The 14,245-nt window shown below is 70.4% G+C and carries 13 protein-coding genes; 12 read left to right on the top strand and 1 reads right to left on the bottom strand.

The genetic code is table 11. The annotated features are described in order from the left end of the window. Positions 1-46 precede the first annotated feature (46 nt). The 9 genes from BN2660_RS04970 (at position 47) to BN2660_RS04930 (ending at position 9,184) form a co-directional block, all read left to right on the top strand. Entirely contained in the window at positions 47-1,726 is a 1,680-nt protein-coding gene (locus tag BN2660_RS04970) for a glycoside hydrolase family 13 protein (RefSeq protein WP_091228026.1), read from the top strand. Positions 1,727-1,864: 138 nt separating this feature from the next. After that, entirely contained in the window at positions 1,865-2,851 is a 987-nt protein-coding gene (locus BN2660_RS04965) for a metal ABC transporter solute-binding protein, Zn/Mn family (protein ID WP_091228023.1), read from the top strand. Continuing rightward, the gene (locus tag BN2660_RS04960) at positions 2,848-3,708 is read left to right on the top strand and encodes a metal ABC transporter ATP-binding protein (protein ID WP_091228020.1); all 861 of its coding nucleotides are present in this window, start codon (positions 2,848-2,850) and stop codon (positions 3,706-3,708) included. Before BN2660_RS04965 ends, BN2660_RS04960 begins: the two co-directional genes overlap by 4 nt. A gap of 5 nt (positions 3,709-3,713) precedes the next feature. Continuing rightward, positions 3,714-4,583 (top strand): metal ABC transporter permease, encoded by an 870-nt coding sequence (locus BN2660_RS04955; protein ID WP_091228079.1) that lies wholly within the window; start codon positions 3,714-3,716, stop codon positions 4,581-4,583. A 42-nt stretch (positions 4,584-4,625) separates the two neighbouring features. Continuing rightward, positions 4,626-5,042 (top strand): Fur family transcriptional regulator, encoded by a 417-nt coding sequence (locus BN2660_RS04950; protein WP_091228018.1) that lies wholly within the window; start codon positions 4,626-4,628, stop codon positions 5,040-5,042. 65 nt (positions 5,043-5,107) lie between these two features. Further along, a complete protein-coding gene (locus BN2660_RS04945) occupies positions 5,108-6,073 on the top strand; it encodes a permease (protein ID WP_255305036.1) in 966 nt (321 codons plus the stop codon). Continuing rightward, positions 6,066-6,860, top strand: a complete 795-nt coding sequence (locus BN2660_RS04940) for a TIGR03943 family putative permease subunit (protein WP_091228013.1) — start codon at positions 6,066-6,068, stop codon at positions 6,858-6,860. Before BN2660_RS04945 ends, BN2660_RS04940 begins: the two co-directional genes overlap by 8 nt. Further along, positions 6,850-8,484, top strand: a complete 1,635-nt coding sequence (locus tag BN2660_RS04935; RefSeq protein WP_255305032.1) for an Ig-like domain-containing domain — start codon at positions 6,850-6,852, stop codon at positions 8,482-8,484. The genes BN2660_RS04940 and BN2660_RS04935 overlap by 11 nt, the downstream gene beginning before the upstream one ends. Positions 8,485-8,491: 7 nt before the next feature. Beyond that, positions 8,492-9,184: a DNA-3-methyladenine glycosylase gene (locus tag BN2660_RS04930; protein ID WP_091228010.1), complete on the top strand. Its 693-nt coding sequence runs from the start codon at positions 8,492-8,494 to the stop codon at positions 9,182-9,184. 51 nt (positions 9,185-9,235) lie between these two features. Here BN2660_RS04930 and BN2660_RS04925 read toward each other — a convergent pair whose 3' ends face one another. Further along, the gene (locus BN2660_RS04925; RefSeq protein WP_091228007.1) at positions 9,236-10,246 is read right to left on the bottom strand and encodes a LacI family DNA-binding transcriptional regulator; all 1,011 of its coding nucleotides are present in this window, start codon (positions 10,244-10,246) and stop codon (positions 9,236-9,238) included. Between the two features lie 140 nt (positions 10,247-10,386). On the opposite strand from BN2660_RS04925, the gene BN2660_RS04920 reads away from it, so the two are divergent. From BN2660_RS04920 to BN2660_RS04910, 3 genes are read left to right on the top strand one after another with little or no spacing between them, the layout of a single operon-like run. Further along, positions 10,387-12,399, top strand: a complete 2,013-nt coding sequence (locus BN2660_RS04920; RefSeq protein ID WP_091228004.1) for a beta-galactosidase — start codon at positions 10,387-10,389, stop codon at positions 12,397-12,399. Further along, entirely contained in the window at positions 12,396-13,325 is a 930-nt protein-coding gene (locus tag BN2660_RS04915; protein ID WP_091228001.1) for a carbohydrate ABC transporter permease, read from the top strand. Before BN2660_RS04920 ends, BN2660_RS04915 begins: the two co-directional genes overlap by 4 nt. A 5-nt stretch (positions 13,326-13,330) precedes the next feature. After that, positions 13,331-14,227: a carbohydrate ABC transporter permease gene (locus BN2660_RS04910; protein ID WP_091228074.1), complete on the top strand. Its 897-nt coding sequence runs from the start codon at positions 13,331-13,333 to the stop codon at positions 14,225-14,227. Positions 14,228-14,245: the final 18 nt, after the last annotated feature.

The following is a 14,245-nucleotide window of genomic DNA, read 5'->3' as shown; positions in this document are numbered from 1 at the left end:
CACGGCGCGCACCCGTCCCCCCAAGAAAGAAGGAGCATCACCCCCCATGACTCATGCGCTTCTCCTCGAAAACCGCACTGACACGACGGCGACCTGGTGGCGCCAGGCCGCCGTCTACCAGATCTACCCCCGCAGCTTCGCCGACGCGAACGGCGACGGACTCGGTGACATCCCCGGCATCGTCTCCCGGGCCGACTACCTCCGCGACCTCGGCATCGACGCGGTGTGGCTCAGCCCGTTCTACCCCTCGGCGCTCGCCGACGGCGGCTACGACGTCGCCGACTACCGCGACGTGGATCCGCGTCTGGGCACCCTCGACGACTTCGACGACATGGTGGCGGCTCTGCACGAGCGCGGCATCCGCGTCATCGTCGACATCGTGCCGAACCATTCGTCCGATCTGCACGAGTGGTTCCAGGAGGCGCTCGCCGCAGGCCGCGGGTCGGCGGCCAGGGAACGGTACATCTTCCGCGAGGGCGCGGGCCCCGGCGGGTCGGAGCCCCCCACGGACTGGACCGCCGCGTTCGGCGGATCGGCATGGGAGCGCGTCGAGGACGGGCAGTGGTACCTGCACAGCTTCGCCCCCGAGCAGCCCGACCTGAACTGGGATCACCCCGAGGTGCGCGAGGACTTCCTCACGACGCTCCGCTTCTGGTCGGACCGCGGTGTCGACGGCTTCCGCATCGACGTCGCGCACATGCTGACCAAGGACCTCACCGAGCCGCTGCCCAGCAAGGACGAGCTCGCCCTGATCCCCCAGGACGGCAACCACCCGCTGAACGACCGCGACGACGTGCACGAGATCTACGCCGAGTGGCGCCGGGTGTTCAACGAGTACGACCCTCCCCGCACCGCCGTGGCCGAGGCGTGGGTGTCCACACCCGAGCGTCGGGCGCGGTACGCCTCTGCCGAGGGGCTGGGTCAGGCGTTCAACTTCGACCTGCTCGTGGCGGACTTCGACGCACAGCAGTTCCGGTCGATCATCACCGACAACCTCGCGCAGTCCGACGCCACCGGGTCGTCGACCACGTGGGTGCTGTCGAACCACGACGTCACCCGTCATGCGACCCGATACGGACTGCCGCCGCTCGAGCGCGAGGGCGAGAAGCAGGGGACAGCGTGGGTCAAGGCCGGAGGACCCGCCGACCAGCTCGACCGTGAGGGCGGGCTGCGTCGGGCGCACGCCGCGACGCTGCTGCTGCTGGGCCTGCCCGGAAGCACCTACCTGTACCAGGGCGAAGAGCTCGGCCTGCAGGAGGTCGCGGAGATCGGCCCGGAGCAGCGTCAGGACCCCGCGTTCTTCCGCGGTGCCGATTTCGACGGACTGGGCCGGGACGGATGCCGCGTGCCGCTGCCGTGGACGGCATCCGGCCCCTCGTTCGGTTTCGGTGACACCGAGGCGCACCTTCCTCAGCCGTCGTGGTTCGCGGAGTACGCCGTCGAGGTGGAGGCCGCCGACCCGTCGTCGACCTTGTCGCTCTACCGCGAGGCCCTGCGGCTGCGTCGCCGACTGCAGACCGAGGAACGCCTCGAGTGGATCGAGACCGGCCGCGCCGACGTGCTGCGGTTCGCCCGTCCGAACGGCTGGCAGATCGTGACGAACTTCGGCTCCGAGCCGTTCGACCTCGGCGCGGATGCCGCCGATGTCGTGCTCGGCACGGTCGTCGACGGGGCCGTGCCCGGCGACTCGACCGTGTGGATCGCGCCGGCGGGTCTGATCGACTGAGGACGCGACCCGAGAGGTTCGGATGCAGGGCGAGAGCGTGGTCTCTCGCCCTGCATCCGTTCCGTTCGTCGGCAGTCCGTCCGTGTCGAGCGGATCCCGATTTGATAATGGTTCTCATTAGCACGTAGAGTGGAGACCATGAAGAAGTCGGTCGCCTCCCTCGCCCTCGCATCCGTCGCCGCGCTCGCGCTCGCCGGATGCTCCACTCCCGCAGCGGGAGAGGGTGGCGACGGCACGATCCAGGTCGTGGCGAGCACGAACGTCTACGGATCGCTGGCGTCTCAGATCGGCGGCGACCGGGTCGACGTGACGTCGATCATCACGTCCGCGACGCAGGACCCGCACTCCTACGAGGCCTCTGCGCGCGACCGGCTCACGCTGCAGAAGGCCGATCTCGTGATCGAGAACGGCGGCGGCTACGACGCGTTCATCGACACCCTCCTCGAGGACACGCAGGACCCCCACGTCGTGACAGCGGTCGAGTACTCGCACGACTACCCCGGCAACGAGGGCCACGAGCATTCCGAAGAAGAGGAGTCGGCCGAAGAGGGTCACGACCACGACCACGCCGACGGCGAAGAGGGCCACGACCACATCGAGGGCTTCAACGAGCACGTGTGGTTCGACGTGCACACGGTTATCCACGTCGTCGAGGCGATCGCCGAGGAGCTCGCGGAACTCGACCCCGAGGGTGAGGCGGACTTCACCGCCAACGCCGACGAGATCGTCGCCGACCTCGAGGGCTTCGAAGCCGAGCTCGAGACGCTGAAGACGGATGCCGCCGGCGCGAACGTCCTGATCACGGAGCCGATCCCCGGTTACCTGGCCGCAGCGGCGGGGCTCACGGACGTCACCCCCGAGGGCTTCGCCGAGGCCGTCGAGGAGGGCACGGATGTCCCCCCCGCGACGCTGCTCGCCACGCTGCAGGTGGTCGAGGGCGGCGACGTGCGCGCGGTGCTCACGAACGCCCAGACCGGCGGCGCCGAGACGCAGCGCGTCGAGGATGCTGCGGCGGAGGCCGGCATCCCGGTCGTGGCCTTCACGGAGCTGCTCCCCGAAGGATCGTCGTACTCTGAGTGGATGAGCGACGCGATCCAGAACCTCGCTGACGCACTCCAGTCGTGACCGGAGCCCGTCGACCGGCTGAGGGACCCACAGGCGAGGCCGGCCGACCTGTCCTGGAGGTGCGCGGAGCGGCCCTCCAGCGCGGCGACCGCGAGCTGTGGTCGGGACTCGACCTGACCGTGCAGCCGGGCGAGTTCATCGCCGTCCTCGGGCCGTCCGGGTCGGGCAAGACCACCCTGCTGCGCAGCATCCTGGGCCTGCAGCCGCTGTCGGCCGGAGAGATCGCCGTCGCGGGGGAGCCGGTGCGCAAGGGCAATCGGCGCATCGGGTACATCCCGCAGCAACGGTCACTCGCGCCGGACACGAGCATGCGGGCCCGTGACCTCGTCGCGCTCGGCGTGCAGGGCAGCCGGTTCGGGCTTCCGATTCCGCACCGCGGCGATCGCGCGAAGGTCGACCGGCTGCTGGAGTCCGTCGGGGCCGCGCACTTCGCCGATCGCCGCGTCGGTCTGCTCTCGGGTGGCGAGCAGCAGCGGCTCCGCGTGGGCCAGGCCCTCGCCGACGAACCCTCCCTGCTGCTCTGCGACGAGCCGCTGTCGAACCTCGACCTCGCGAACCAGCTCGCCGTCACCGACATCATCGACCGGCAGCGGCGCGAGCGCGAGGCCGCCGTGCTGTTCGTGACGCACGACATCAACCCGATCCTCGGCCGCGTCGACCGCATCCTCTACATCGCCGGCGGCCGCTTCGTGCTCGGGACTCCCGAGGAGGTGCTGCAGACGCGCGTGCTCACCGAGCTCTACGGCACCCCGGTGTTCGTGCTGCGTGCGGGAGACCGTCTGGTCGTCGTCGGGGTGCCCGATGCCGAGCCGCACCACGAGCACGCGCACGATCACGACCACGGAGGTGCGGCATGAACGTCATGACCGGCATCGTCCCCGCCGTCGACTGGAGTGACGTCTTCTCGTTCCAGGACTACGGCGAGCTCGTCGCGCTGCTCGCGAACTCGATCATCGCCGGGGCGGTGCTCGGCATCGTCGGCGGACTGATCGGCGTCTTCGTCATGCAGCGCGACCTCGCGTTCGCGGTGCACGGCGTCAGCGAGCTGTCGTTCGCCGGAGCCGCGGCGGCGCTGCTGTTCGGCGGGAGTGTGGTGGTCGGTTCCCTCGGCGGCGCCCTGGTCGCCGCGATCCTCATCGGCGTCCTCGGGGCGAAGGCCCGCGACCGCAACTCGATCGTGGGCGTGCTCATGCCGTTCGGCCTCGGCCTCGGCATCCTGTTCCTGTCGCTGTACGACGGGCGCAGCGCGAACCGCTTCAGCCTGCTCACCGGGCAGATCGTCTCGGTCTCGAGCCCCGACCTCGGCTGGCTCCTCGGCATCAGCCTCGTCGTGCTGGTGGGCCTGCTGCTCATGTGGAACCCGCTGCGGTTCGACTCGCTCGACCCCGAGTCGGCCGCCGCACGCGGAGTCCCCACGCGGGCGGTGAGCCTGATGTTCATGGTGCTGCTGGGGCTGATCGTCGCAGTGAGCGTGCACATCATCGGCGCTCTTCTCGTCATGGCGCTGCTCGTGACGCCGGCGGCTGCGGCGATGCGCGTGACGGCCGGGCCGGTGGCGGTGCCGCTGCTCGCCGCGCTGTTCGGCTTCGTGTCGGCCGTCGGCGGCATCCTGCTCGCGCTGGCAGGCACTCTGCCGGTGAGCCCGTACATCACGACGCTGTCGTTCACGATCTACGTCGTGTGCTGGATCGTCCAGCGCGCGCGTGGCGGGGTGCGGCGGGTGCGGGCCTGACTCCCAGGCCGCCACAAGCGGGGCGCACCTAGAATCGTCGGTATGGCTCAGCGGAACACCTGGCAGCGCGAACGCGTGCGCGAAGCACTCGCCGACGCGCGCGGATTCGTGAGCGCGCAGAGTCTGCACGCCTCGCTGCGCGACGACAACACCGGCATCGGTCTCGCGACGGTGTACCGGGCGCTGTCGGGCCTCGCGGCATCGGGCGACGCCGACTCGCTGCAGAGCCCCGAGGGGGAGGCGCTCTACCGCGCGTGCACGACCCAGGGGCACCACCACCACCTGATCTGCCGCAACTGCGGTCTCACCGTCGAGATCGAGGCGAAGGACGTCGAGCAGTGGGCGCATCGCACCGCGGCCCTGCACGGCTTCACGGATGCCGCGCACGTCGTCGACATCTTCGGCCTGTGCGCCTCGTGCACCAACAAGCGTGCGGCCGACGAGGCAGCGAACGCGTGACCACGACGACCGCTGCCCGGCCGACGCACTCGCACCGACCGACCAGATCGCCGCGATCCCCGTGGATCGGGGTGGGTCTCGGCGTCGTCATCATCGCGGCCCTGTTCCTGATCGACGGCTTCCTGCCCGATCTGTTCACCGCCAGCCTTTCGCACAGGGCCCAGGACGGACTCACGCTGGCCCTGAGCGTGCTGATCGAGGCGCTGCCGTTCGTGATCCTCGGCGTGCTGCTGTCGATCGTCGTTCAGGTGTGGCTGCCGTCCGACGTCATCCACCGCTGGCTGCCGAAGCGCGCGTGGGCCCGTCGTGCGGTGCTCTCGCTGCTCGGCATGCTGATCCCGGTGTGCGAGTGCGGCAACGTGCCCTTCGCCCGCGGCCTGATGATGCGCGGGCTGGCACCGGCCGAAGCGCTGACCTTCCTCATCGCGGCGCCGATCGTGAACCCGATCGTCATCCTCACGACGCACGCCGCGTTCGGCTTCGACGACGGCATCCTCGTCGCCCGCCTCGTCGGCGGCTACCTGATCGCGAACCTCATCGGCTGGATCTACAGCCGCCACCCCTCGCCCGACTCGCTGCTCACGCAGCGCTTCATCGACACGTGCGACCGCGTCACGCATGAGCCGGGAACCCCGGTGCGACGCAGCCTCACCCAGTTCCTCGTCGAGCTGCGCGCCGTGATGCCCGCGCTCGTCATCGGCTCGGCGCTCGCGGGTGCGGTGCAGGTGCTGATCCCGCGCGACGTGCTGCTGGCGATCGGCTCGAACTCCGTGCTGTCGATCGTGGCGATGATGGCCCTCGCGATGACGGTCGCGATCTGCTCGAACGTCGACGCCTTCTTCGCGCTGTCGTTCGCCTCGACGTTCTCGTCTGGGGCGATCGTCGCGTTCCTGCTCGTCGGCCCGCTCGTCGACGTGAAGATGCTCGCGCTCATGCGCACCACCTTCACCACCCGCACCCTCGTCGGTATCGTCGGCGTGGTCGTGTTCGCCGCCTTCGCGATCGGGATCGGGGTGAACGTCTTTGTCTGAGCACTCCGCCGTTCCCTCCCGCGCCGGTGCGCTCGGCTCCCGCTGGCTGGGCATCGGTCTCGCCACCGTGATCTCCGTCGTCACGCTCGGTCTCGGCCTGACCGGACGCCTCACGCTCTACATCAGCCCCGAGTCGATCTGGTTCGCGTGCGCGGCGGCGGTCGTGACCCTCGCCGGCGCGATCTGGTCGTGCACGCTGCCGCTCGGCGCGGAGGGCGACCACGGACACGATCACGGCCATGGCGACGAGGCCGAGGACTCATGGGCCTCGCCCGCATCCCCCCGTCGCAGGCTGGCGACGGCGGGAGCCGTGGCCGGAGGAGTCGTCGCATCCGGTGTCGTCGTGGCCGCTCTGGTCCTCCCTCCCGCGTCGCTGTCGGTCGAGCTCGCGATGTCGCGCGTCGGCGAACAGGCCACGCTCTTCGCCGGAGCCGACGACGTCACGCTCGGCGTCGCCGACACTGCGACCTTCGGCGTGGGTGAGTGGGCGAGCGTGTTCGCGACAGCCACGAACACCGCGGCCTACGACGGCAAGACGGTCACGCTGACGGGCTTCGTGACGCCGACCGACGGCGACAGCGTGAACCTCACGCGCATGGTGATCACGCACTGCGTCATCGACGCGCAACCCGCCACGGTTCCCGTGACGATCGACGCCGGCGAGTTCGAGACCGGCCAGTGGGTCGAGGTCGAGGGCACCGTGAAGGCGGATGCCGACGGCTCGCTGCATGTGGACCCGACGACCGTCACGGCGATCGACGAGCCCGGGGATCCGTATGAGTACTGACGACGAGCGCCCCGAGGTGCCCGCCGTTCCCCGGACCCGCGCCGAGATGCGCGCCGCCCGCGAGGCCGCCGAGCGCGAGGCTGCTACTGCCGAGGTCCGGGCCGCCCCTGCGGCCCCCGAACTGGTCCAGCCCGCCGCGGCCGAGGCGTCGGCCCCGGAACCTGTCCCGCCCGCCGCGGCCGAGGTGCCCGACACCGCCCCGCCGATCACGAAGCCCGCGTTCGTCCCCGCTCCGGCGCCGGCCCCGAAGGCGCCGCGCAACCGCCGCTTCCTCCTCGCGCTGGGCGCCGTGCTCGGCATCCTCGTCCTGGTCGGGGCGGGTCTCGGCGCCGTCAGCCTGACCCAGGGCCCGCGCATCACCGAGGTGCAGGTGGATCCTGCCGAGGCCATCGAGACCTCGGGCAGCCGGGTCATCCTCACCGCGAATCAGTCGCTCGCCGCGATCGACGAGTCGCAGGTGACCGTCGAGCCGTCCGCGCCGTTCACCCTCGACGCGGCCGGCCGCGGCATCGGCATCCGCTTCACCGTCCCTCTCGACGACGACACCAAGTACACGGTCAGCGTCGCCGACGCCGTGGGGGCGGGCGGCGGGCCGTCGGCGACCCTGACGACGAGCTTCACGACGCCGGCGTCGAACATCTTCCTGCTGCGACGTGACGTCGACAAGAAGGACACGATCTTCCGCACCGACCTCACCGGCGAGAGCGCCGTGCCGGTGTTCGCGGCCGGGAAGATCAACGACTTCCGCGCGACGTCGTCGCAGCTCGTCGTCTCGGTCGAGGAGGACGAAGGCTCGAAGCTCATCGTCATGCGGCGTGACGGCACCGATCAGCGTGAACTCGAGCTGCCGGGCGAAGGCTACGTCGGCGCGATCCAGGTGTCCGACCGAGGCGGACTGGTCGGCTACAGCTATTCCGACAAGGAGCTCAGCGACACCGAGGGGCGCGCGAGCGTGCTCGTCACCCAGTCGCTGACCGGTGACGACGACCCCGTCATCACCGAGGTCGGCGGCGAGGAGGCGAACATCTTCGTCTGGCAGTTCGTCCCCGACAGCGCCGCGGTGCTGTTCATCGACTTCGACGGGGCGCTGTCGCTCGTCGACCGCTCGTCGGATGCGGGTGTGCAGTCTCTCGGACTCGCGACGACGATCCAGGGCGTCAGCCGCGGCACGTACACGGCGATCGTCGAGCGGCTCGACGGCACGGTGGTCGAGCTCGACCTGACCGACGGCTCGGAGCAGCCGCTGGCCGCCTCGGATCCCGACTACGGCACCGCCACGACGATCACGCCGTTCCCCGGGGGCACTCTCCGGCACGTCGTCGCGCGCAGCGAGAGCGGCATCCCCAGCGGCCAGGCGATCGTCAAGGTCAACGACAAGGGAGCGGCCACCCCGTTGGTCGAGGTCGGTCCCACCGACTCGATCCTGCAGGCCTGCGCTTCGCCGAGCGGGCAGTACGCCGCCGTGGTGATCGCGCCGGATCTCGCCGACAACCCGTACGACCAGATGCTGCTGCCGCTGCCTGAGAACATGGAGACGCACCTCGTCGACCTGCGCTCGGGCGACGAGCTCGTGGCGCTCACCGGATTCGACGCGTCGTGGTGCCAGACGGCACCGCAGTTCTGAGGCGCGCATGCCGGATGCCGTGCATCGCGCCACCCGTGACGAGCTGAGCGGCCTCCCCGTCGGGGTCGCGCCCAGGCTGCTCGGGGGCGAGCTGCGTACGGTCGTCGCGGGCTCCGCGGTGCGACTGCGACTCACCGAGGTCGAGGCGTACCACGGTCAGGGCACCGGCCCGGCGCCGGACCCGGGCTCGCACGCGCGGATGGGACCCACCGCCCGCAACGCGACCATGTGGGGCGAACCCGGGCACCTGTACGTGTACCTGAGCCACGGCATCCACTCGTGCGTGAACGTCGTGGCCGGCCCAGAGGGCCAGGCCGGCGGAATCCTGCTGCGGGCGGGCGAGGTCGTGCTCGGCGCGGATGCCGCGGCGGTGCGCCGCCGCGCGACTCTGCCGCTCACGTCCGTGGCGCAGCGCGACCTCGCCAGGGGGCCGGGGCGCTTCGGCCAGGCGGCGGGTCTGCGGCATCCGATCCACGACGGGATCGACGCGATCACCGGCACCGAGCTCGAGGGCGCCCGCGCCGAGCTCTGGCTGCGCGACGATCCCCTGACCGACGTGGCGACGGGGCCGAGGGTCGGCGTCGCGGGAGTCGCCGGGACGGACGCCTTCCCGTGGCGCTTCTGGATCGCCGGCGATCCGACGGTCTCCCCGTTCCGCTGGGGGAGAGGCGCGGAGGCCGCATCCCTCGCCTCGGCCTGACGCCGCGGGTGGCCGCGGGTGGGCCGAGTCCTCGGCAGGCCGAGCCCGTCGTCAGGCCGAGTCTCTCCAGACGACCGGTGTGGGGAGCATGATCCCTGCGCGCGGACGCTGATCGTCGCGGAGCTGCGCCAGGACGGATGCTGCGGCTGCGGCGCCGAGCCCCTGTGCGGGCTGGTCGACGGTCGACAGCTGCGGGGTGGTGCGCGTCGCCCACGAGCTGTTGTCGAAGCCGACGACGCCGACGTCCTCGGGCACGCGCCGACCCGCTTCGCGCAGCGCCCACATGGCGCCGGCGGCGACGGCATCCGACGCGGCGAACACGCCGTCGAGATCGGGCGCGCGGTCGAGCAGCCGAGTCATGCCGGCGGCGCCGTCGGCGTAGGAGTACAGCGGCACCTCCTCGACGAGGGCCGGGTCGAAGGCGTCGCCGAGGGCCTCGGTGAAGCCGGCCAGACGGTCGGCGCCCGAGTCGCGGTCGAGGGCGGCCGCGATCATGCCGACGCGGCGGCGGCCGGTCTCGATCAGTCGCGACGTCACGGCGCGTGCGGCACCGCGGTTGTCGACGCCGACCCAGGCGGCATCGACCTCGGGCGGGTGGCCGACGTAGGCGACCGGCAGGTCGAGGCGCATCACCGCCTTGGTGATCGGGTCCTGGGCGCGCGCCGAGACGATCACGGCACCGTCGACGAAACCGCCGTTGAGGTACCGCGCAACGCGCTCGGTGTCGCGCACCGAGTCGACGACGAGGCAGACCATCTGGTAGTCGGCTTCGGAGAGGGTCTCGTTCGTGCCGAGCATGATCGCGCCGATGTTCGGATCCTCGAGGAACAGCGCGTGCGGCTCGTGCACGATGAACGCGATCGCCTGAGTGCGCTGACGCACGAGGTTCTGCGCGGCCGTGTTGGGCACGTACCCGACCTCGCGGATCGCCTCCTCGATGGCGGTGCGTGCCGCGTCGGACACGTAGCCGCCGTTGATGACGCGGCTCACCGTTCCGCGCGAGACGCCGGCCACGCGGGCCACGTCGTGCACGGTGCTGCGACGGCGCCCGGGGAGACTCATGATCCACAGCCTAGCGATGCCGACTTGACGCCCCGCGCCGCGACATGCGACGATGTGTGCACGTTCACAGAAAATCCCGACGTTCCCTCCGCGATTCGGGCTGTGCACGTGCACACATGATCCGCAAAGGAGCGCCTCGCATGGCCGCCGCAGTGTCCGACCGCATCGCCACCCTCTCGCAGGGCGACGGCCTCGTCTTCGGCTGCGACTACAACCCCGAGCAGTGGGACCGCAGCGTCTGGCCCGAGGACGTGCGGCTCATGCAGGAGGCGGGCATCGGCCTCGTGGCCATCAACATCTTCGGCTGGTCGTCCATCAACCCGGCGCACGGGGTGTGGGACTTCAGCGCGCTCGACGAGATCATCGAGCAGCTGCACGCCGGCGGCATCCGGATCAATCTCGGCACCGGCACCTCGTCGCCCGCCCCGTGGCTCACCGCCCGGCATCCCGAGATCCTGCCTGTGGGTGAAGACGGAACGGTCTTCCACCCGGGCGGACGTCAGGCGTACTGCCCGAGCTCGCCGCTCTTCCGCGCCTACGCTGCCGAGGTCGTCACCCGCGTCGTCGAGCGCTACGGCGACCACCCCGCCGTCTCGCTCTGGCACGTGTCGAACGAGCTCGGCTGCCACAACGCCCTCTGCTACTGCGACACGAGTGCCGAGGCTTTTCGCACCTGGCTCCGCGCTCGCTACGACGACGACATCGCCGCGCTCAACCGCGCCTGGGGCACGACGTTCTGGAGCCAGCGCTACAGCTCGTTCGACGACGTGCGCCCGCCCGCGCAGGTCCTCTCTCTGCGCAACCCCGGGCAGATCCTCGACTTCCAGCGATTCAGCTCCGACGAGCAGCTGGCGCTCTACCGCGCGGAGGCCGCGATCCTCCGTGAGCGCACCGACGTGCCGGTGACGACCAACTTCATGGTCACCGCGCACATCCGCAACCTCGACTACTGGACGTGGACCGGCGACATGGACGTTATCGCCAACGACCACTACCTCGACCGTCGACTCGAAGACCCGCGCGGCGAGCTCTCGTTCGCGGCCGACCTCACCCGCGGCCTCGCCGAGGGCGCACCCTGGCTGCTCATGGAGACCTCGACCGGCGCCGTGAACTGGCAGCCGTACAACCTCGCCAAGGGTCCGGGGGAGATGGTGCGGAACATCGCCGCGCACGTCGCCCGCGGGGCCGACGGCATCTGCTTCTTCCAGTGGCGCGCCTCGGCGCAGGGCGCCGAGAAGTACCACACCGCCCTCGTCCCGCATGCCGGCGAGGACTCCGACCAGTGGCGCGAGGCCGTCGAGCTCGGCGGACTGCTCGGTCGCCTCGGAGAGGTCGCCGGCACTCGCGTCGAGGCGGACGCCGCCCTGCTGTTCTCCTGGGAGAGCTGGTGGGCGGTCGAGAACGAGGGGCGTCCGAGCGAGGGGGTGACCTACCTCGGCCAGGTGCACGCCGCACACGCGGCCCTCGCGGATGCGGGGATCACGACCGACGTCGTCCGCCCCGGCGCCGCCCTCGACGGCTACCGCCTGCTCATCGTCCCGGCTCTGCACCTGATCAGCGACGAGGATGCCGCGGCGATCGCCCGGGCGGTCGAGAACGGCGCCACCGCGCTGATCACCTTCTTCAGCGGCATCGTCGACGAGGAGGACCGCGTCCGCACGGGAGGGTATCCCGGCGCGTTCCGCGAGCTGCTCGGCATCCGCTCGGAGGAGTTCGCACCGCTGCTCCCCGGCGAGACGGTGTTCCTCACCGACGGCACCACCGGCTCGGTGTGGACCGAACGCCTGAAGACGACGGATGCGGTGGCCGTGGCGTCCTTCGCCGACGGCCCGTCCGCGGGCGCCCCGGCCCTGACTCGCCGCGCGGCGGGGGAGGGGGCAGCATGGTTCGTGGCCACGCAGCCCGACCGCATCGCCTACCGAGACCTCGTGGCGCGGCTCGCGTCCGACGCGGGCGTCACTGCGCACCCGGGAGCCGACCGCGACGTCGAGATCGTCCGCCGCTCGGGCGACCGCGGCAGCTTCCTCTTCATCATCAACCACGGCGACTCCGCGGTCGAACTCGCCGTCACGGGGCACGACCTCGTCACCGACGCTCCCGCCACCGGACGCGTCCCGGCGGGGGCCGTCCGCATCATCAAGGAGGATGTATGACCACCACGCTCGCCGCTCCGGCGGTCGGCTCGGCGCAGGCCGCGCCCGGTCGCCGCCGCCGCATCCCGCACAAGGGAGCCATCGCGTTCCTGCTCGTGCCCTTCGGCATCCTGTTCCTGCTCTTCTACGTCGTCCCGATCGTCTACGCGTTCTGGCAGTCGCTGCTCGTCGTGCGTCGCGACGGCACCTTCGGCAAGGCCGAGGAGGTCTTCGGCGGCTTCGCGCAGTACGTGCTCGTCTTCCAGAACGAGGCCTTCTGGAGCTCGATGGGGCGGATGCTGCTCTTCGGCGTCGTGCAGGTGCCCGTGATGCTCGGACTCGCCCTGCTCTTCGCGCTCCTGCTCGACTCGCCGCTCGTGCGCGGCAAGCGGTTCTTCCGCCTCGCGTTCTTCGTGCCGTACGCGGTGCCGGGTGTCATCGCGGCCATCATGTGGGGCTCGCTGTTCTCGCCCAACCTGTCGCCGTTCACCGCCCTGACGAAGAACATCGACTTCCTCGGCGCCGACCTCGTGCTGTGGTCGATCGCGAACGTCGTGACCTGGGTCTACGTCGGCTACAACATGCTGATCATCTACTCGGCTCTGCTGTCGATCCCGCAGGAACTCTACGAGGCGGCGCGCCTCGACGGTGCCGGCCAGTGGCGCATCGCCTGGTCGATCAAGATCCCGCTGGTGCGCCCCGCCATCGTGATGACCGCCATCTTCTCGATCATCGGCACACTGCAGCTGCTCGCCGAACCGCAGGTGTTCCGCTCGTTCAGCTCGGCGGTCACCAGCACGTTCACCCCGAACATGACCGTGTACGCCACGGCATCCATCCCGAACACGAACCTCGCGGCCGCCTTCTCGGTCGTGCTCGCCGTGACCACCTTCGTGCTCTCGTTCGGATTCATGAAGTACATGCAGCGCAAGGAGCAGAACGCATGAGCACCATGTCGATCGTCGCCCCGGGCCGCTCGACCCGCGGCACCGCGCCTCGCGGCAAGATCGCCCGGGAATCGGGTCTCTCCCGCGGCTCGGCCATGCTCATCATGGCCGTCTTCACGGTCTACTTCCTCCTGCCGCTGTGGTGGCTGCTCGTCGCGTCCAGCAAGGACACCGGCGACATCCTCACCACCGCCCCGCTGTGGTTCGCCGACTTCCACCTGTTCGACAACATCGTCGAGCTGTTCACCTACCGCGACGGCATCTACCTGCGGTGGCTGCTGAACTCGGTGCTCTACGCGGCGCTCGGCGGAGCGATCGCGACGCTGCTGGCCGCCATGGCCGGGTACGCGCTGGCGAAGTACCGCTTCCCGGGGCGCGACCTCATGTTCGACATCGTGCTCGGCGGCGTGCTGGTGCCCGCGACGGCCCTCGCGCTGCCGCTGTTCCTGCTGTTCAGTCAGGCGCAGCTGACGAACACGTTCTGGTCGGTGTTCCTCCCCTCGATCGTCAGTCCGTTCGGCGTGTACCTGGCGCGGATCTTCGCCGCCTCGTCCGTGCCCGACGAGCTGCTCGAGGCGAGCCGACTCGACGGCGCGGGGGAGATCCGGACGTTCTTCACCGTCAGCATGCGACTGATGACCCCGGCCCTGGTGACGATGTTCCTCTTCCAGTTCGTCGCCATCTGGAACAACTTCTTCCTGCCGATGATCATGCTCCGCAGCGAGGAGCTCTTCCCGGTCGTCTTCGGCCTCTACAACTGGAACAACCAGCTGAACCAGCTCCCCGAGCTGCGCGGTCTCGTCCTGATCGGCGCACTGCTGTCGGTCATCCCGCTGATCGTCACCTTCCTCCTGCTCCAGCGCTTCTGGCGCAACGGACTGGGCGCCGGCGCCCTGAAGTGAGCAGGCAGTCGCACGGGC

The sequence above is a fragment of the Microbacterium sp. 3J1 genome, from assembly GCF_001049495.1.
Lineage (GTDB): Bacteria > Actinomycetota > Actinomycetes > Actinomycetales > Microbacteriaceae > Microbacterium.
The sequence above is the reverse complement of the archived record's forward strand: the minus strand, read 5'-3'. Positions and strand labels throughout refer to the sequence as shown.

What these genes read in the sequence shown, in the direction of transcription:
- BN2660_RS04970 (WP_091228026.1), top strand. Translation starts at nt 47, where the DNA reads ATGACTCATGCGCTTCTCCTCGAAAACCGCACTGACACGACGGCGACC.
- BN2660_RS04965 (WP_091228023.1), top strand. Translation starts at nt 1,865, where the DNA reads ATGAAGAAGTCGGTCGCCTCCCTCGCCCTCGCATCCGTCGCCGCGCTC.
- BN2660_RS04955 (WP_091228079.1), top strand. Translation starts at nt 3,714, where the DNA reads ATGACCGGCATCGTCCCCGCCGTCGACTGGAGTGACGTCTTCTCGTTC.
- BN2660_RS04950 (WP_091228018.1), top strand. Translation starts at nt 4,626, where the DNA reads ATGGCTCAGCGGAACACCTGGCAGCGCGAACGCGTGCGCGAAGCACTC.
- BN2660_RS04935 (WP_255305032.1), top strand. Translation starts at nt 6,850, where the DNA reads ATGAGTACTGACGACGAGCGCCCCGAGGTGCCCGCCGTTCCCCGGACC.
- BN2660_RS04930 (WP_091228010.1), top strand. Translation starts at nt 8,492, where the DNA reads ATGCCGGATGCCGTGCATCGCGCCACCCGTGACGAGCTGAGCGGCCTC.
- BN2660_RS04925 (WP_091228007.1), bottom strand. Translation starts at nt 10,246, where the DNA reads ATGAGTCTCCCCGGGCGCCGTCGCAGCACCGTGCACGACGTGGCCCGC.
- BN2660_RS04920 (WP_091228004.1), top strand. Translation starts at nt 10,387, where the DNA reads ATGGCCGCCGCAGTGTCCGACCGCATCGCCACCCTCTCGCAGGGCGAC.
- BN2660_RS04915 (WP_091228001.1), top strand. Translation starts at nt 12,396, where the DNA reads ATGACCACCACGCTCGCCGCTCCGGCGGTCGGCTCGGCGCAGGCCGCG.
- BN2660_RS04910 (WP_091228074.1), top strand. Translation starts at nt 13,331, where the DNA reads ATGTCGATCGTCGCCCCGGGCCGCTCGACCCGCGGCACCGCGCCTCGC.